Annotated in this window: 17 protein-coding genes; 7 read left to right on the top strand and 10 right to left on the bottom strand. The window is 70.8% G+C overall.

The window, feature by feature from the left end; translation table 11 throughout:
• Window positions 1–484: 484 nt before the first annotated feature.
• Both AB0E88_RS17325 and AB0E88_RS17320 read right to left on the bottom strand, forming a co-directional pair.
• Window positions 485–799: an AzlD domain-containing protein gene (locus AB0E88_RS17325; RefSeq protein WP_361630920.1), complete on the bottom strand. Its 315-nt coding sequence runs from the start codon at window positions 797–799 to the stop codon at window positions 485–487.
• On the bottom strand, window positions 796–1479 hold the full coding sequence (locus AB0E88_RS17320) for an AzlC family ABC transporter permease (protein ID WP_361630917.1): 684 nt from the start codon (window positions 1477–1479) through the stop codon (window positions 796–798). Before AB0E88_RS17320 ends, AB0E88_RS17325 begins: the two co-directional genes overlap by 4 nt.
• A 71-nt stretch (window positions 1480–1550) precedes the next feature.
• Between AB0E88_RS17320 and AB0E88_RS17315 the strand changes: the two genes are divergently transcribed.
• On the top strand, window positions 1551–2126 hold the full coding sequence (locus AB0E88_RS17315) for an XRE family transcriptional regulator (protein ID WP_361630914.1): 576 nt from the start codon (window positions 1551–1553) through the stop codon (window positions 2124–2126).
• A 101-nt stretch (window positions 2127–2227) separates the two neighbouring features.
• Here the strand turns inward: AB0E88_RS17315 and AB0E88_RS17310 are convergent, their stop codons facing one another.
• Window positions 2228–2431 carry a cold-shock protein gene (locus tag AB0E88_RS17310; protein WP_003992177.1) on the bottom strand — a complete coding sequence of 68 codons (204 nt, stop codon included), beginning with the start codon at window positions 2429–2431 and terminating at the stop codon, window positions 2228–2230.
• 288 nt (window positions 2432–2719) lie between these two features.
• Between AB0E88_RS17310 and AB0E88_RS17305 the strand changes: the two genes are divergently transcribed.
• Window positions 2720–3568 (top strand): menaquinone biosynthesis protein, encoded by an 849-nt coding sequence (locus tag AB0E88_RS17305; RefSeq protein ID WP_361630910.1) that lies wholly within the window; start codon window positions 2720–2722, stop codon window positions 3566–3568.
• A gap of 633 nt (window positions 3569–4201) precedes the next feature.
• A complete protein-coding gene (locus AB0E88_RS17300) occupies window positions 4202–8677 on the top strand; it encodes an FtsK/SpoIIIE domain-containing protein (RefSeq protein ID WP_361630907.1) in 4476 nt (1491 codons plus the stop codon).
• A 76-nt stretch (window positions 8678–8753) separates the two neighbouring features.
• Here AB0E88_RS17300 and AB0E88_RS17295 read toward each other — a convergent pair whose 3' ends face one another.
• On the bottom strand, window positions 8754–9014 hold the full coding sequence (locus AB0E88_RS17295) for a WXG100 family type VII secretion target (protein ID WP_361630904.1): 261 nt from the start codon (window positions 9012–9014) through the stop codon (window positions 8754–8756).
• A 205-nt stretch (window positions 9015–9219) separates the two neighbouring features.
• On the opposite strand from AB0E88_RS17295, the gene AB0E88_RS17290 reads away from it, so the two are divergent.
• Genes AB0E88_RS17290 through AB0E88_RS17275 form a run of 4 tightly spaced genes read left to right on the top strand, consistent with a single transcriptional unit; the run spans window position 9220 to window position 12430 of the window.
• A complete protein-coding gene (locus AB0E88_RS17290; RefSeq protein ID WP_361630901.1) occupies window positions 9220–9480 on the top strand; it encodes a hypothetical protein in 261 nt (86 codons plus the stop codon).
• Window positions 9481–9515: 35 nt separating this feature from the next.
• A complete protein-coding gene (locus tag AB0E88_RS17285; RefSeq protein ID WP_361630898.1) occupies window positions 9516–10355 on the top strand; it encodes a hypothetical protein in 840 nt (279 codons plus the stop codon).
• A 19-nt stretch (window positions 10356–10374) separates the two neighbouring features.
• Entirely contained in the window at window positions 10375–11820 is a 1446-nt protein-coding gene (locus tag AB0E88_RS17280) for a PE-PGRS family protein (RefSeq protein WP_361630895.1), read from the top strand.
• A gap of 46 nt (window positions 11821–11866) precedes the next feature.
• The gene (locus tag AB0E88_RS17275) at window positions 11867–12430 is read left to right on the top strand and encodes a hypothetical protein (RefSeq protein WP_361630892.1); all 564 of its coding nucleotides are present in this window, start codon (window positions 11867–11869) and stop codon (window positions 12428–12430) included.
• Window positions 12431–12566: 136 nt separating this feature from the next.
• Here the strand turns inward: AB0E88_RS17275 and AB0E88_RS17270 are convergent, their stop codons facing one another.
• From AB0E88_RS17270 to AB0E88_RS17245, 6 genes are all read right to left on the bottom strand, one after another.
• Window positions 12567–13964, bottom strand: coding sequence for a PE-PGRS family protein (locus tag AB0E88_RS17270; protein ID WP_361630889.1), 1398 nt, complete (start codon window positions 13962–13964; stop codon window positions 12567–12569).
• Window positions 13965–14133: 169 nt separating this feature from the next.
• Complete coding sequence (locus tag AB0E88_RS17265) at window positions 14134–14829, bottom strand: hypothetical protein (protein ID WP_361630886.1); 696 nt, start codon at window positions 14827–14829, stop codon at window positions 14134–14136.
• A gap of 83 nt (window positions 14830–14912) precedes the next feature.
• A complete protein-coding gene (locus tag AB0E88_RS17260; RefSeq protein ID WP_361630883.1) occupies window positions 14913–15677 on the bottom strand; it encodes a hypothetical protein in 765 nt (254 codons plus the stop codon).
• Complete coding sequence (locus AB0E88_RS17255) at window positions 15658–15966, bottom strand: hypothetical protein (protein WP_361630880.1); 309 nt, start codon at window positions 15964–15966, stop codon at window positions 15658–15660. Before AB0E88_RS17255 ends, AB0E88_RS17260 begins: the two co-directional genes overlap by 20 nt.
• A 10-nt stretch (window positions 15967–15976) precedes the next feature.
• A complete protein-coding gene (locus AB0E88_RS17250) occupies window positions 15977–17467 on the bottom strand; it encodes a C2 family cysteine protease (RefSeq protein WP_361630877.1) in 1491 nt (496 codons plus the stop codon).
• The gene (locus tag AB0E88_RS17245) at window positions 17467–17820 is read right to left on the bottom strand and encodes a hypothetical protein (protein WP_361630874.1); all 354 of its coding nucleotides are present in this window, start codon (window positions 17818–17820) and stop codon (window positions 17467–17469) included. The genes AB0E88_RS17250 and AB0E88_RS17245 overlap by 1 nt, the downstream gene beginning before the upstream one ends.
• Window positions 17821–17882: the final 62 nt, after the last annotated feature.

The raw sequence follows: 17882 nt of genomic DNA, 5'->3' as shown, positions 1-17882 counted from the left end.
GGGTGTCGGCCCGCTGACCGGCCGCCACTCATTCGTTGCGGGGCGGGGGCCCGGTGCCGGCCGCTGCGGGCGGACACCCCCCACCCCGTCCCCTCTCCGCCGTCGGCGCCTGCGGCCCGTCACCCCTGCCGAGTCCGGTGCGGGATGGGCGGTCCGTCCAGGGCGGTCGGCGACCGTGGACACCTAGGGGCGCGGGGAACTGCGCGACCAGCCACGACGCACCCGCACGGGCCCTCGCGCCCCCGGGACGGGCGGTCCGTCCAAGGCGGACGGCAACCGTAGACACTTAGGGGCGCGGGGAACTGCGCGACCAGCCACAACGCACCCGCACCTGACAACGCACCCTGTGGGTGCGGGCCGGGCGGTCCGTCCGGGGCCGACGGCGACCGCAGTCACCCAGGGGCGCGGGGAACTGCGCGACCAGCCACGACGCACCCGCACAGGCTCTCGTGCCGCACCGGTGCGGTTGGCGCGGCGGCCGGCGTCAGTTGAGGCCCGCCGCCCGCAGCAGCGCCGTCGTCGCTGCGGCGGCGAGGACCACCACGGCGAACGGCGCTCGGCGCCAGGCGAGGGCGGCGCCGGCCAGGACGCCGGCCGGTCTCGCCCAGCCCGCGAAGCCCCCGGCCTCGGTCAGCGCGCCGGTCGCCAGCAGGGCGACCAGGAGGACGACCGCGCCGGTGGACAGCAGTTCCTGGAGCCGGGGCGGGACCGCGACGCGTCCGTGCAGCACCGGGCCGACCAGCCGGAGCGCATACGTTCCCACGGCCAGCGCGAGGATCACCGCGGCCGTCGCGTTCATCGCCGTACCCCCTTCAGGGCGACGAGCCCGGCGAGCGACAGCAGGACGGGGACACCGGCCGGGACGAGCGGGGTGGCCGCCACGGCGAGCGCGGCGCCGAGCAGTGCGCTGCGCCGTACGGCCGAGTCGGCGCGCAGGGCGGGCAGCACCAGGGCGACGAGAACGGCCGGGAAGGCGGCGTCGAGGCCGTAGGTCGCGGTGTCGCCGAGCGCGGTGCCGGCGAGGGCGCCGCACAGCACGCCCAGGTTCCAGACGGCGAACAGGCCGATGCCGGAGATCCAGAACGCCGCCCGGCGGCGCGCCGGGTCGGCCTGGGCCAGGGCGAAGGCCACCGTCTCGTCGGTGACCAGGTGCGCCCCGACGAGCAGGGCCAGGCGCCCGGTGCCGATCACGTCGGCCACGGCGAGGCTGAAGGCGGCCGTGCGGGTGTTGAGCAGCAGCCCGGTCGCCGCGGCGGCGAGCGGCCCGCCCCCGGCGAGAAGGACGCCGACCGCGCTGAACTGGGCCGACCCGGCATACACCACCAGGGACATCACCACCGGAACCCACATCGGCAGGCCGCCCGCCACGCAGACGGCACCGAAGGACACGCCGACGACGCCGCTCGCCACCCAGACGAGGGAGGCGTCACGGGTGAGAGGTGTCAGGATGGACGGAGGTGTTCGGAGCAGCGAACGCATGTTTTCTACGATGAACGGCCCGATGGGCGTTCGTCAAGGCGAACGATCGTAGTGATGGAGCGAACAGGATCATGACTGCCGAGGGTGCCACGACCCCGCCCCGCCTGCCTCTGGACTGGATCGCCGCGAGCCTGCGGCGCGAGCGCGTCCGGGCCGGCCTGTCCCTGTCGGAGCTGGCCAAACGGGCCGGGATCGCCAAGTCGACGCTGTCCCAGCTGGAGGCGGCGAGCGGCAATCCGAGCATGGAGACGATCTGGGCGCTGGCGGTGGCGCTGGGGGTGCCCTTCAGCGCGCTGGTGGAGGCGCCTGCGCCGGCCGTGCATGTGATCCGCGCGGGCGAGGGGCCCACCGTGCACTCCGAGCAGTCCAGTTATCTGGCCACCCTGCTGTCGGCGAGCCCGCCGGGCGCCCGGCGCGACATCTACACGGTGACCCTGGAGCCGGGCACCGTACGGGACTCCGAGCCGCACATTCCGGGGACGGTGGAGCACATCGTCGTCAGCGCCGGACGCGTGCAGGCAGGGCCGCGCGGGGAGGCGGTGCAGCTAGGGCCGGGCGACTACATGTCGTATCGCGGAGATGTGCCGCACCTGTACGAGGCGGTGGAGCCGGGGACGAAGTTCGTCCTGATCATGCAGCACATGTGAGCAGAATTCGGCGGACGTTCACACGGGAGGCGGGCCCGGAAAGGGCAGGAGCCCCGTCGCCGGATGGCGCGGGGCTCCTTGGGTACTGCGCTAGGACGCGATCAGACCGGAGTGACGTTCTCCGCCTGCGGGCCCTTCGGGCCCTGGGTCACGTCGAAGCTGACCTGCTGGTTCTCCTCCAGGGAGCGGAAGCCAGAGGCGTTGATCGCGGAGTAGTGAACGAAGACGTCGGGGCCGCCGCCTTCCTGGGCGATGAAGCCAAAGCCCTTTTCGGCGTTGAACCACTTAACGGTTCCGGTAGCCATAAGCCCTCCTTGGGCCCAAAGGGTTGCCCTGCTCCAGAACCTGCAAGTGTGAAAACACGTCATGCATTCTTCTGAAAACGACTAGAGCCCGCGGTCACATGCTCCGCAGGCTCTGTACTGCAAGGGAAACCAAACTGCAACTTGCGGCGAGCCTAGCACGTGGAGGCCCGGAAGCAATAGAGGTCAAGATCACCTCACTCGAAGGTTTGAAAGAGGTGCCGCCGGTTGACGCAACGCGCCGCCGGGGGCGCCGGTGGCGGGGTGACCGCTGAGGTCTAGTCTCGCGATGTGGACATTTCTCGCACCCGGCCGCGTGTCGGCCACATCCAGTTCCTCAACTGCCTGCCCCTGTACTGGGGGCTCGCGAGAACGGGCACGCTCCTCGACTTCGAGCTGACCAAGGACACGCCCGAGAAGCTCAGCGAGCGGCTGATCCGCGGCGACCTCGACATCGGGCCCGTCACGCTCGTCGAGTTCCTGCGCAACGCCGACGACCTGGTCGCCTTCCCCGACATCGCGGTCGGCTGCGACGGCCCCGTCATGTCCTGCGTGATCGTCTCGCAGGTCCCCCTCGACCGGCTGGACGGCGCCCGCGTCGCCCTCGGCTCCACCTCGCGCACGTCCGTCCGCCTCGCCCAGCTGCTCCTGGCGGAACGCTTCGGCGTACAGCCCGACTACTACACCTGCCCGCCCGACCTCAGCCTGATGATGCAGGAGGCGGAGGCCGCGGTCCTGATCGGCGACGCGGCCCTGCGCGCCAACCTGATCGACGGTCCGCGCTACGGCCTCGAGGTCCACGACCTCGGGCAGCTGTGGAAGGAGTGGACCGGCCTGCCGTTCGTCTTCGCCGTCTGGGCGGCCCGCCGCGACTACGCCGCCCGCGAACCGGCGATCACCCGCCAGGTCCACGAGGCCTTCCTCGCCTCCCGCAACCTGTCCCTCGAGGAGGTCACCAAGGTCGCCGAACAGGCCGCCCGCTGGGAAGCGTTCGACGAGCAGACCCTCGCCCAGTACTTCACCACCCTCGACTTCAGCTTCGGCCCCGGCCAACTGGCAGCGGTCACGGAGTTCGCCCGCCGAGTGGGCCCGACGACGGGCTTCCCGGCGGACGTGAGGGTGGAGCTGCTAGGAGCGTGACCACCCACCGCGGGGGCGCGCCACGAAGTCGGCGCACCCGCGTACGGCGGGAAGGGGCCGGGGTGGGGGGTGTCCGCCCGCAGCGTCCGGCACCGGGCAACGGCGCCCTCCGTCGGAAACGGCCGGCCGGACCGACGACGGACACCCCCCACCCCGGCCGCGACCCACAACGACCCGTTGGCGCGACAGTAACCGGCCACGCACCGCAACGGGCCGCCGCAGGCACAAAGGGGCGCGGGGAACTGCGCGACCAACCACAACGCACCCGCAGACAAACCACGACCAGGCGCCGCAGGCAGACGCCCCTACCGGCCCGCGCTGAGACACGACCAGGCGCCGCAGGTGTTCGCGTCGTCCTTCGTCCGTCCGGGCCGGTGCCCGTGGCGCAGGCCGCTGCGCGCCGCCCTGCCCCGCCTCGGCCGTGCCGACCCCGATGCCTTCACGCCCCCGTCACTTCCACCGGCTCCCGTTGTCACTACTGTGTCTGCGATAGCGAACGACGAGGACCCACCACATCGCTCCCCCCGGCGCGCAACGCATCGCGACGGGGGCGACGGCGTGCGGGGACCGGCAACCGGCTCGTGACGGTGGAGACGGACACGGCCCGAGGGGCCGACGGGGAGGATGACGACCATGCAGACGCTGGTCACGGTCGTGCGTGAGGGCGGTGAGCCGCAGGACGTCGTTGTCGTCACGGATGACACCGCCACGGCCGGCGACGTCGCCGAGGCACTGTCGACGGCCACCGGCGCGACCGTCGTGGCGCACGGCGGCACGGCCGGCAACGTGGTGCCCCTGCACCCGGCGCCGACGGCGGGCATGCCGGGCTACGGGACGGCGGTGGCCACGGCGCCGGTGCTGTGGGCCGACGGGGTGCCCTGCGATCCGGCGGTGCCCGCGACGACCGTGCTGCGTGACGGCATGCGGGTCTCGGTGGACGACTCCATAGGGCCGCTGCTGCGCAAGGGCGAGCCGGTCGGGCAGTACGAGCTGCGGGTGGCCGGCGGTCCCGGTTCGGGCCGCGTGGTCCGGCTCGGCGTCGGAGCCGCCACCGCCGGCACGGCCCCGACCTGCTCGCTGCCGCTCCCGGACGCCTCGCTGCCGCAGGTCGCGCTGCGCCTGACCATCGATCTGCAGGGCAACGTCACGCTCACACCGGAGGGCGAGGCGCAAATCCGGCTCGACGACGAGACGGTGACCGGGCAGACCGCGTGGCCGCTCGGCGGCGTCGTGCGGGTCGGTGACTCGCTGCTGGTCCTGGACCGGGTGGTCGAACCGGACGCGCATCTGTCCCCGATGAGCGAGGGCGGCCTCGCCTACAACCGGCCGCCGCGGCTCTCCCCGCTGCGCCCGCGCCGCCGACTGGTCGTGCCGGTGCCGCCCACCAAGGGTGAGCGGGCCCGGTTCCAGTTCATCATGGCGTTCATGCCCCTGCTGTTCGGCTTGGGCATGTACTTCTTCACCAAGCAGATCTACATGCTGCTGTTCTGCCTAATGAGCCCGATGATGATGCTGGGCCAGTGGCTCAGCGAGAACCGTGAGGGCAAGAAGAAGCACAAGACCTCCCTGCGGCAGTACAAGAAGGACCTCGCCGAGCACGAGGCCGAACTGGCCGTCGTCGCCAAGGACGAGCAGCGCGCCCGCCGCGAGGACAGCCCCGACCCGGCCGAGCTCCTGCTCTTCGCGACCGGTCCGCGCCGCCGTCTGTGGGAGCGCCGGCTGACCGACCCGGACGCCATGCAGCTGCGCGTCGGCGTGGGCGGCCTGCCCTCCGACGTCGAACTGGTCCTCGGCCGCGGCGGTTCGGGGTACGACGAGGACCGCCCGGAACCTCCCCTGCTGACGGATGTGCCCGTCACCCTGCCCTTCAGCCGGCTCGGGGTGGTCGGCGTGGCCGGTGACCGGGCGCGGGCGATGGCCACCGCCCGCTGGCTGAGCGTGCAGGCGGCGGTGCTGCACAGCCCCCGGGACCTGTCCTTCGTCTCGCTCGCCGCCACCCCCGGCGCCGGCGCCGAGTGGCATTGGGTGCACTGGCTGCCGCACACCAACCCCGACCAGGGGCAGGACTGCATCGCCCTGGTCGGCTTCGACTCCGAGGGCATCACCCGCCGGGTGAACGAGCTGCTGAACGAGCTGGCCCGGCGCAAGGCGGCCCGCGAGCAGAACAGCATGACCGGCCAGCTGTACCCGGACCCGACCATCCTGCTGGTCCTCGACGGGGCCCGCCTGCTGCGCCGCGTCCCCGGTGTTCCCCAACTCCTCACCGAGGGGCCCCAGTACGGCATCGTCGCCCTGTGCATCGACGAGGACGAGCGTCTGCTGCCCGAGGAGTGCAAGGCGGTCGTCGCCTGGTCGCCGGACGCCGCCCACCACGTCCGGGTCCGCGGCTACGGCCTGGAGTCCGCCGGTGAGGTGCTCGCCGACCAGGTCAGCTACGAGTGGTGCGAGCTGCTCGCCCGCTCCCTCGCACCCGTGCGTGACGTCAGCCGGGACGACGCCGACTCGGCCCTGCCCACCTCCGCGCGGCTGCTCAACCTGCTCGACATGCCCAACCCGACGGGCGTCGACGTGGAACGCATCTGGCAGGCGGGCGGCTCGACGACGTCCGCGCCGATCGGTGTCGCCGCCGACGGCCCGTTCGTGCTCGACATCCGCCGGGACGGTCCGCACGCCCTGGTCGCGGGTACCACCGGTGCCGGTAAGTCGGAGCTGCTCCAGACGATCATCGCCTCGCTGGCGGTGGCCAACCGCCCGGACGCGCTGAACTACGTCCTCATCGACTACAAGGGCGGCAGCGCCTTCATGGACTGCGCCCGGCTGCCGCACACCGTCGGCATGGTCAGTGACCTCGACGCCCACCTCACCGAGCGGGCCCTGGCGTCCCTTGCGGCCGAACTCCACCGCCGTGAGCGGATCCTGTTCGACGCGGCCGCCAAGGACATCGAGGACTACAACGACACCCGCAAGCTCCGCCCCGAGCTGGAGCCGATGCCCCGACTGGTGCTGGTGATCGACGAGTTCGCGTCCCTGGTCGCCGAACTCCCGGACTTCATCGCCGGTCTGGTCGACATCGCCCGACGCGGTCGCTCGCTGGGCGTGCACCTGATCCTGGCAACGCAGCGCCCGGCGGGTGTGGTCAGCGCCGACATCCGCGCCAACACCAACCTGCGGATCGCACTGCGGGTGACGGACGCCTCGGAGTCGATGGACGTCATCGACGCCCCCGACTCGGGCGCGATCGCCAAGTCCACGCCCGGCCGCATGTACGTCCGCTCGGGCGCCCAGTCCCTGGTCGGTGTGCAGTCCGCCCGTATCGGTGGCCGCCGACCGGCGACCGGCCGGACCGGCCCGAAGGCGACGCTGACGGCGCTGGCCTGGAACTCCTACGCGCGTCCGCTGCCCCGGCGGCACGAGGCCGAGGACGACGGCACGATGGTGACCGACCTGGCCGTCCTGGTGGACGCGGTGCGCGAGGGGTCCGAGCGGATGGGCTTCGGCAAGCAGCGCAGCCCGTGGCTGGAGCCGCTGGCCGAGCAGGTCACGCTGGACCAGCTCGCCGCGTACGGCGACGCCCCGCAGGCCGGTGCGGACGTCGCGCCGATCCCGTACGGCCTGATCGACCTTCCCGCCCACCAGAGCCGCACGCCGCTGTCGCTGGACCTGGTGCACGGCGAGCACACCCTGCTGCTCGGCGGCGCCCGCTCCGGCCGCTCGACCGCGCTGCGCACGCTGGCCGGCTCGCTGGCCCGCTCCACGTCCCCGCACGAGGTGCACGTCTACGGCATCGACTGCGGGTCCAACGCCCTGCTGCCGCTGATGCGGCTGCCGCACGTCGGCGCGATCGTCACGCGGGACGAGCCGGACCGGGTGCGTCGCCTGATCGAGCGCCTGCTGGCCGAGATCGCGCGCCGCCAGCAACTGCTGGCCATGGAGGGCGCGTCCAGCGCGGCCGAACAGCGCGCGGGCGCCACGCCGGAGGAGCGACTGCCGTGGATGGTGCTGCTGCTGGACAGCTGGGAGGGCTTCGCGTCGACCTTCGAGAGCTACAACTACGGCCAGTTGCTCGAGTTGGCCCAGCGAATCTTCCGTGAAGGTTCGGCGGTCGGTCTGAAGGTGGTCATGACGGCCGACCGCAGCGGTCTGAGCGGCCATGTCTCCTCGGCGTTCGCCGACCGCCTGGTGATGCGTTTCGCCGACCCGAACGACTACTCCACGGCCGGTCTGCAGGCCCGCGAAGTGCCGAAGAACATGCCTCCCGGCCGTGCCCTGCGCATCACCGACACGGGCGTCGACGAGACGCAGATCGGCCTGCTTTCCAAGGATCCGGCGGGCCAGGCGCAGGTCCGTGCGCTGCGCGAGATCGCCGAGGAGACGCGGAGCCGTTACGGCCGCATCCCGGCGGCCCGCCGGCCGCTGCGGGTGGATGCGCTGCCGACCCGGATCACGGCTTCGGAAGCGCTGGCGCTGGACCCGGAGTTCGCCCCCTCGTCCCCGCTGTGGGCGCTGGTCGGTGTCGGCGGGGACGAACTGCACCCCGTCGGTGTCGACCTGGAGGAGAACGGCCCGGGCTTCGTCATCGCGGGCCCGCCGAAGTCCGGCCGCTCCACGATCCTGCTGGCCGCCACCGAGTCGTTGCTGCGCTCCGGCACACCGGTCGTACTGGTCACGCCGCGCCGTTCGCCGCTGCGTGATCTGGAGGGGCGGGACGGGGTGCTCGGCGTGCTGAACGCCGACAGCCGCGAGGACGACCTCGAGGAGCTGGTGGGCAAGGCTCCGAACGGCTCGTACGTCGTCATCGCCGACGACGCCGAACTCCTCTACGACACGCGCCTGGACGAGGCGCTGGAGGCGGTCGTGCGCAAGGGCGCCGACGGCGGTATCGGCCTCCTCGCGGCCGGCACGACGGACAGCCTGGCGGGCCAGTACCGCGGCTTCGTGGTCGAGGCCCGCAAGTCCCGCAACGGCCTGTTGCTGACGCCCCAGACCCCGTCCGAGGGCGAACTGTTCGGCATCCGCCTGCCCGCCAACAGCGGCGGCGGCCCGGCCGGCAGCGGTCTCTTCATCGCGGGCGGCACGTACATGCCGGTACAGGGCGTGATGAACGGCTGACGCCCACCGCTCCGATACGTCCGCGGGCCCCCGCTCCGAGGAGCGGGGGCCCGCAGTGTCGCTCGACCGCCTGGGATCAGGTGGCGCGCTCGATGTTGTCGGCGCTGGTGTTGGCGGACTTGCTGGCGTCGTTCAGCGTGTCGACCCACTTCTCGAAGGTCGGCTTCACGTTGTGCCAGTCGTCGCGGAACCGGTCGGCCTTAGGGCCCTTCCAGTAGCCCGTGCTGTCCGCGGTCGACGACTCCAGGTCCTTGATGAGGGCCTGCAGGTCGTGCGCCTTGCGCGCGTACAGCTTGGACAAGTCCCGGAGCCGCCCGAGATCTGCACCGCGATCCATAGCGATCCTCCCCGTGTAGTTCTGAAGCAAAGCGGACTACCCGTTTGCAACAGTGGACGCTACCGCACCATCCGTAGTTCCCGTCCAGCTCTGCCGGAGATAGGAACATCGTGTGAACGAACGGTGTGGGCGAACTGGGGGCCGAACCAGGCGCGATGTGCTACGTCGGTATGCTGAGGCCGTTGAAACACCGGGGGAGACTGCTATGGCAAATCCTGACATTCAGGAACTCAACCAGCGCGCCGGACAGTTGAGGGCACTCGCCGACCACATCGACTCGATCGTCGACGCCGCGAAGAATCACAGCACCACCGGAATGAAGACCTGGTCGGGTCCGAACGCGGACGAGGTCCGGGGCAAGCTGAGGACGTGGCACACCACCTGTTCGTCCGTCGCCAAGACGCTGCGTGACGAGGCCCACCAGTGCACGCAGGACGCCAAGGACCTGCAGGACAAGAAGAAGTAGCCGGAGCATCCGCTCCCCGAGAGGAACCACGACCCGTGCCTTCGTACGACAGCTCCCGCGCCCGTTTCCGGTTCGCCGACCGGCACATCGCCGTGTTCGCCCATCTCCTGGACGGCGAGACGCCGCCCGAGGAGCTGTGGGAGTCACTGGTCGAGCTGCAGCGCATCGGTCTGGTCGGCGAGGAGGGCGAACTGGCGCCCCTGCTGCGCGACCTGCTAGGTGCGCTCGCCGACCCGATGCTGCTGGTTCAGATCGAGGTCACCGGCGAGCACGGTCCGGTCAATCACGGGGTGGTCGTCGGCCAGGAGGCGGTGTTCTCGCACGACGGCTGGCCGGGCGAGGAGGAGTCCGAGTACGTCTCCATCGAGCCGAACACGCTGGTCTGGGAGCTGGCCCGGAAGGTCAACCTGCACCGCGGCGACAAGCCGGAGGAGGGGGCCGAAGCGGTCCGCCTCGCCACGACGATGGCCGCGCTGGACGCGGCGTTCGTCGCCCTGGAGGAGCCGGGCGCCGACGACGACGCGGCGCGGGAGAACGTCCGCAAGGCGCTCGTCGAGGCGGACCCCGCCCTGCGGGACCCCGACCTCGGCCGCTTCCTGGAACTGGTCGTCTCGCTGAACGCGACCTGGCGCATCACGACGGCCTGGGACGGCCGGCACGAGGGCCAGGAGTCCACGATGATCCGCGCCCTCGCCGTCTGGGACTGCGGCCCCCTCGGCTACTGGATCCGCGAACAGCCCGAAGAGCCCATCATGCCGGGCCAGGTGGGCCCGGACACGCCCCTGGTCCTGGCGAAGTCCACGGCGGGCGAGGTCTGGGAAAAGATCACCGACCTCCTGCCGGACAAGGAAGAGCTGAACATCCAGGGCGAGTGAAACGGCATTCCCTTCGACCATGAGGAACGTCGACCCGGATGACCTGGATCAGCTCGCCCGGCTGCTGGACGGCCGGGGCGGGGTGCAGCACAAGCTGGACGAGGCGTTCGCCAGAGCCTCGCAACTGGGGGTCGGTTCCCGGCTGACCCCTCTGAAGCCCATGCGGACCTGGGTCTCCGACACGGCGCCGGACCTGCGCAGGCGGTCGGCGATCGCCCGCCTGGAGGACGGAGACCCCGAAGCGGGCCTGCGCTGGGCGGGGTTCGATCCCGAAGACATCGTCAAGGCCGGCATCTCTCTCAAGGCCCCCGGTGTGCTGCTCATCGCCAACGCGATGGCCACCAGCGGTGACTCCCGGGCGGAGGTGTTCCGGCGCAGGTCGCGAGAGTCCCTCGACGACTGGGTCGACCGACTGCGCGCTCACGGGATCGCCCAGATCCCTGCCCTGAAGCCGTACGAGAAGGAGATCACCGAGATTCTCGGCGACGTCGGAGATGTGACGTCGACGATCGGGCACGGAGGTACGGCCGCTTTCCACGCCGTGAACCTCACCAAGGTGCTGGTGGGGAACTCGCTGGCCCAGGGCTTCCTCCAGACGCAGAAGCTCAAGGCAGCGGCGTTCCTGCGCTGGCTGCCCATGCGCTACAGCTGGATGCCGGCCCGGGTCGGAGTGTGGGGACGTTCGCTCCAGCAGTTCAGCCCCGTCATCCGGTCCCTGTCGGCGCCGGGGCAGTGGTTGCCGAGCAAGCTGGGGGCCCTGGCGTCGGGGAGTGCCACGTTCCAGCGCGCCAGTGGTCTGCCCGTCGTCGGTACGCGCATCAGCCAGGAGATCGGCGCCGGTTACGACGCGTTGATGCGTAGCGGCATGATGACCAACGCTCTGGTGGGCAGGTTCAGCGCCGCGGACATGGTGACCGCGCTGGTGGGCTCCGACAAGATCGCCAAGATGTACGGCGGTCTGACCCACGCCGATCAGATCCCGGGCCGTGCCGCTCAGGCCAGCCTGTGGAAGGTGACCAGGAACGTCTACGCCGACCAGCGCCTCGTCGGCACCGGGCGGCTCGCGGCGGTGGGAAGGGGGCTGAGGTTCGCCGGCCGTGCGGGTGGTCTGCTGCGCGGGGTCGGCATCGTGGGCGGGGTGGCCTCGACGGGCTACAGCGTCGCCAACGTCGTAGCCCAGGGCAATCCGGTCGACGCCTTCAAGAAGAAGGGTGCCGGATATGTCGCCGACGTCGCCGAGGTCGGCTTCAACGCCTCGTTGACCGCTGCCACGGTGGCACCCAACCCCTTCACGATCGGTGCCGTCGCGGTCACGGGGGCCGTGTACGCGGGTGCCAAGGTCGTCGAACATTGGGACGACATCAAGAAGGGCGCGGGGAAGGCCGCAGACTGGGTCGGTGACAAAGCCAAAGACCTCGGGAAGAGCATCGCGAAATCCAAAGCCAACCCGATGAACTGGTTCTAGCCGGTACCGGTGTCCGCCCGCTGCAAGCGCCAAGGAAAGACTTTCAGTGACTGATTTCGAATTCGACCTTTCTCCGATCATGACGCGGGACGTACAGGGGTACCGGGGCCATGTCGGGGTGTTCGGAGATGTCGACGTGCGGTCCGTGCTGAAGACCGGCACGACCCGGCACAACCAGGCGGTGCTGACGGGCGAACAGTTCCCCGAGGCCGTGTTCAGCGGCGGAGGGAGCGGCGGTGTGCCGTCGCTTGACGGCGGGTGGCTCCAGGTCGACGGGGTGCCTGTGCGCATCGACCTTCGCGTCAAGGGCGTACGCAAGGGGTCCCGTTGGCTGGACATGTGGTACCTCGACCGGCAGTACGGCTACAGGTCGGCCGGCCAGGGCAAGGAGGCCGTACTGAGCAGGGGACCGGTCACCGTCACCATCGACCGCGCCGTGGGCAGGCCCGGGGTCGAGCGCGTGGGCCGGGCGGAGGGCGGCGCGGACGCGACGGACCTGGCCATCGCCATCGTCCTCGAACAGGTCGACACGTCCTGCCTGACGCTGACAGGCGCTCTGCTGGCCATCCCCAGGAACTTCCTCATGGGCAACGGCCGGGACGAGGGCTGACCATGTGACGGCCCTCTCCGCCAACGGGAGTCGGCAACCGACCAGCCCCTGGCTGCACCCCCGCCCGGCCCCCGGCACCCTCGGGGCGCTTCGACACGCACGGCCGGGCGACGCACCACCCGCAGCCGGGCTCGGCTCAGAACCAGTTCATCGGATTCGCCTTGGACTTGGCGATGCTCTTGCCCAGGTCCTTGGCCTTGTTGCCGACCCAGTCGGCCGCCTTGCCGGCGCCTTCCTTGATGTCGTCCCAGTGCTCCACGACCTTGGCGCCGCCGTAGATGAGGCCCGTGCCCACGGCCAGACCGATCGTGACGGGGTTCGGAGCGACCATGGCCGCGGTCAGCGACGCGTTGAAGCCGACCTCGGCCACGTCGGCGACGTAACCCGCGCCGTTTCTCTTGAACGCCTTGACGGGGTTGCCCTGCGAGATGACGTTCGCGGCACTGAACGCGGTCGATGCCACGCCGCCGACGATGCCCGCACCACGCAGGAACCCGGCGGTCTTGGCGGCCGCCCCCAGCCCGACGCGCAGCCCGCCGGTCTCGCCCGCCGCGCGGGAGGCGTTGGCGAACACCTTCACCAGGCTGGCGTTGCCCGCCCGGGCGACGGGTGTGCCCGCGTGGGTGAGCCCGCCGAAGGTCTTGGCGATTTCGTCGGAGCCCACCACGAAGTCGATGGCCCTGTTGACGCCGAAGCCCTGCATCAGCCGGGTGCCGCGGGCCCAGTTGTAGGCGTCGCCCAGCAGGTCGCCCCGGAGGCCGGCCGTGCCCGGGATCCGGCTCATGTTCTGGTAGACACGGCTGCCGGAGAACATCCGGCCCAGCTGACCGGGCAGCCAGCTGCCGGGAGCGCTCAGGGAGCGCAGCTTCGGCGTCCACTTGATGAGGCCGTTGCCGGCGGCACGGATCAGCCCGTTGTCGGAGCCGCGCAGCACCACGCCGATCCGGGTCTTCCACGTCCGCAGGGCGCCCTGTTTCAGGGAGTTGAGCAGCAGGACCTTGGTGAGCGAGGCGCCCTGGATGGTGACGACCCCTGAGGCCGTCGTGATCGAGCCCCAGTCGCCGTAGAGACCGATCATCGTCGCGATCGTCGCCTCGTGCGGCTGCAGGCCGGGGATCTGCGCGATGGCGTGGGCCTTCATACGGTCCAGCCAGTCCGCAAGCGACTCGTTGGGCTGCCGCTTGAAGTCGTAGGCGTGCGGGTCGTCGCTGGCCGCCACGGAGTTGGCGAGCAGCAGCATGCCCGGGGTGAGCTCCTTGCCCTTGTACTTCGCGATGTCCTCCGGGCTGAACCCGGCCCACAGCATGCCCGCGTTCGGGTCCCCGCTCTCCAGGCGGGCGAAGGTGGCACGCTTGCGCAGGTCCGGAGCGGTGTCGGACACCCATGACCGGATCGGCTTCAGCGCGGCGACCTTGCTGCTGACCCCGAGCCGGGAGGCCCGGGTGAACGCCTCGTCCAGTTTGCTCTGTACGCCCCCACGCCCGTCGAGCAGCTTGGCGAGCTGGTCGAGGTCGTCGGGATTGACGTTCCTCATGCCCATGCGTCTTCCCCCTGGAACACAGCGACCGCGGACCGACGCCGGCGGATCGTGTATGGCTCACCCATCATACGAGCGCATCGATCGGCGCTATTGGGGCGTTTGTGGCATGACAGGGCACGTCAGTTCGTGAGAGGACTGTGCAGTGTTCTCGACCGGGCCGTCCTCACGCGTCGCCGATCAGCGCGAACGCGAAGGCCAGCCGGCGGTCGATCCAGCCGGCGCGTACGGTCACCCGCTCGCTGCCCTCCGAGACCATGACGACCTTGTCGTCCGCCCGCCACTCCAGCGACCGTGGCTTGGTCCGCTGGTCGCCGCCCTCCGCGCCCAGGTCACCGATCGCGTCGAACACGCCGCCGAGCACCTTGCCGGCCACGCGGCCGGCGATCCCCTTCGCGTCTCCGCTCACCCATTCGTTGCGGCCCACGATGTCCGGCCGGTCCGGCTGCTCGATGCGCCAAGTGTGCTTGAACAGGCGGCGTTTGGCAGGTACTCGCGTGACGGTGCCCACCAGCTGCCCGGCAGCGTCGCGAACGGCATGGCACAGGGCGCCGTCGGCCTCCGTCGGTGCCTCGACGTAGCACAGCAGACGCTGGGCCCCGGCATCCTCGTACAGCGTGTGCTCGGGCCGGGCCGGAAGGCCGGGCAGCTGGGTCTCGGCCGAGCCCAGGAAGGCGCAGGGCGCCAGCACCCGCAGGTCCTTCGCTCCGCGGGCCACCCGCACGGCCGGCTTGCCCCAGACCATGTGCGGGCGCTTGACGGTCGCCGGCCGTTCGACGGCGGAAACGACGAAGGTCTGGACGTCCGTCCACGCCACCGGCTCCACCGGGGGCTCCACCGCCTTCTGCCTGCTGAACGCCACCAGTGCCTCCTGGGTCGGTACTCGCGCGGTCTCCCACCGACCCTACCCGTGCGCGCCCGGCTCCCTCGGCACGGCAGGCGCGGCTAGGCGCTCGTCCGCGTCAGCCGTACCGCCTTCTCCGTCAGCTCGGACACCGTGAACCGCACCCCGGCGAACTCCACCGGGTCGCCGACGCGGGCGTCCTTGTACTGGGCCACGGGGAGCGCCGCGCAGACTCCGCCGAAGCCCGCGACTCCGGTGTCCGTGTCGATGTAGGAGACCCGGATCGACAGGCCGGTGGGGAAGCTCCACACGCCGCCGTTGCGCAGTACCGAGAGGGTCTGGCCGCGGGGCGGGAAGCCCTTGCTCGCCGCGGCCAGGACGGACGGGTTGTTCGTGAAGCACAGGCCGTTGTCCGCCTCGCCCCCGGCCGGCTTCATGGACGGCGGCGCGGCGACGGCGGCCGCCTTGTCCTTCGCGTCCGTCGGTTCGAGGACCACGCGGTAGGAGCAGATCTGGGAGACCGTGAAGGCGTGTCCCGCGGCTCTGATCCGCTGCCCGGTGCGCACGGTCTGCTGCCGCTGGCCCGCCTGGTACTTCGCGCCGTCGCGCAGGACGGCCGTGCGGGACGTGCCGTCGGCGTCGGCGGCGGCGTACTGCACACCCCCGCCGCCAGGGAGGCGGAAGCCTCCGCCGCGCAGGACGTGCAGCCCGTCCGCCGGCGCCCGGCCCACGCACGCCGGGCCCTTGTCCGCGGCCGGCGCGGCCGTCGGCTGCTCGTGACCGCCGTCGCCGGAACTGCCGCATCCCGCCAGCGCCAGCAGCGCCGCGACACCCACGGCGGTGCGGCTACCGATCCGCCTGAACACCACTGTCCTCCTCGCCGCCGCCGTGCACGCGCTCCAGTACGACACGGGTACGGTAGTCGACCTCCGCGACCCGCCAGCTGTCGCCGGTGATCTCCACGACGTCTCCGGGAGTGAGGTCGTCGTAGGCCGCGACGAGGCGGCCCTCGCAGCTGACCTTGATCTGACCGTGCACCGAGGGCTGCGCGAAGATGCTCGCCACGACCCGGTGCTGCCGTCCTTCGTGCTCGACGGTGTAGGGCCGGTGGTAGCGCAGCGGCCAGCGCCCGGCGACCTCGAAGGGATATTTCACATGCGGTCGGTCAGGGAGCATCGAACGCCTCGGGGCCTTGGAAGTACTTGTTGAACTGGTCCTGCGACACGGTGATGGGCGGGTAGCTGGAGCCCCAGGGGTTGCCGAGAATGATCTTGCCGTCGTCGGTGAAACCGCGGACGTAGTAGGCGTGGTTGGTGCAGTAGGACGGTTCCCACTCGGGCGGGTGGTTCTTCTCCAGGCTCTCGTCGTCCGGCGTGGACACGGTGACGACCTTGCCGGAGTCGAAGGCCTTCTTCAGCGTGCCGATGTTCTTGTCGTCGTGCTCGCCGATGCCCAGGAAGCCGCCGGTGGTGAGGTCCTCGCCCTCCTTGCCGGTGAGGTAGGGGGAGGACTTCTTCGGGTCGTCGCCCTCGATGCCGCCGTAGCCGCGCTCGCCGTCGCCGTCGTCCGAGTAGACCATCGCGAAGGCCTTCTCGTAGTACGCCGGCCAGGACTCCCCGTTGCCGTACGTGCTGATCGGGTTGCCGTTCTGGTCCGTCGGCAGGTCGGCCGTCATGGTGACCCACTGGTAGTTGCCCGACTTGTCCCAGACGCGGACGCTGACCGTGCCGTTGGGGTTCTGCTTGATGCCGTCCTGGACGAACTTCGGGTCCTTCTGGGCCAGGCCGGCCAGCGAGGCGACGTACCAGCAGTCGCCGAACTGGTGCTGGTTGACGTCGTCGGCGGACACACCGTCCTTGAAGAGCGGATCGCTCGGGGTCGCCCAGTGGATGCCGCTGTTGCTCTGACCGTTCTGGTTGTTGCCGCCGTCCTCGTACGCGCCCGTGTTGGTGAACGTCGGCTGCATGCCGGGGAAGGCGGCCTGGAACTTCGGCACGTTCTCGGGGCTGATCTTCGCCAGCATCCGGCTGAGGGTGTCCCGGCGCCGGTCCTCCGGCAGGCCGTTCTCGTCGAACGGGTTCCACAGGGAGTCGTCGGTGTCCGTCAGCAGCTGGTTGTAGAAGGCGAGGTCCTTCGGGGAGGCCTTCGTCATCAGCGCGTCGAGTTCGGCGGCGGTCAGCCCGTCCAGCTCACCGGAGATCTTCTCCAGGTCGTCCCGGTTGCCGTTGGTGCCGAAGTCCTTGCCCTGGAGCTCCTGAAGATGGCGCAGAGCGTCGTCGATCTTCTTCGGGTCGGGCGGCTGCTCGTCGAGGAAGAGGGAGGCGTCGCCGACCGGGTAGCCGCGCTGCTCCAGCTGCTGGAGCCCTTCGAGCTGCTTGATACGGCGCTTCATCGATGCCTGCATGTCGCCCAGCTCACCGCTGAGCGCGCCCGGCAGCCGTCGGCCCCCGAAGAACGAGGGCATCGGTACGACATCACCGACCAGATCCTGCAGATCCGGGTTGCGGGAGGCGGTCTGGCCGGGCGGGAGGTTCTGCTGGGCGGTGGTGAGGAGCATGGCGAGACGGGAGTGCAGCTTGCCGGAGTTCCGGGCGAGCGCGTCCAGGTCGTTCGCGAGCGTGGTCAGCTTGGCGGCGTCGAATCCGCGGAAGGCCATCAGTGGCCGCCCGTTCCGGTCTTGGCCTTGTCCTTCTCCTTGGCCTGCCGGTCCAGTTCGTCGGCCTGGCTCTCCCAGCGGGTGGCGTCCGCCAGCAGGGAGGTGCCCATCCCGTTCAGTGTGCCCTGCCGCTGCTTCAGCTTGCCGGTGCAGTCGTCGGCGAAGGGGCCCTGCCAGATCGCGCCCTCGTCGCCCCCGGTACGGAAGGCGGCGGCACGGGGACTGGCCCGCTTCACCACGTCGTCCAGATACGGCCCGAGCTGCCGTGCCAGCGATCGTGCCTCGCGCGCGCACGCGCGCAGCTGCTCGGCCTTCTTCTTCAACTCGGCGCCGTCGTCGGCGGTCGGCCCCACGTCTGTCTTCCTCCCCGTCGGCTGCTGATCGTCGCTGTGTGATCGGCAGCACTGCTGGGGCA

The organism is Streptomyces sp. NPDC028635 (genome assembly GCF_040637635.1).
Classification (GTDB): domain Bacteria; phylum Actinomycetota; class Actinomycetes; order Streptomycetales; family Streptomycetaceae; genus Streptomyces.
This window is presented reverse-complemented; position numbering and strand designations above follow the sequence as displayed.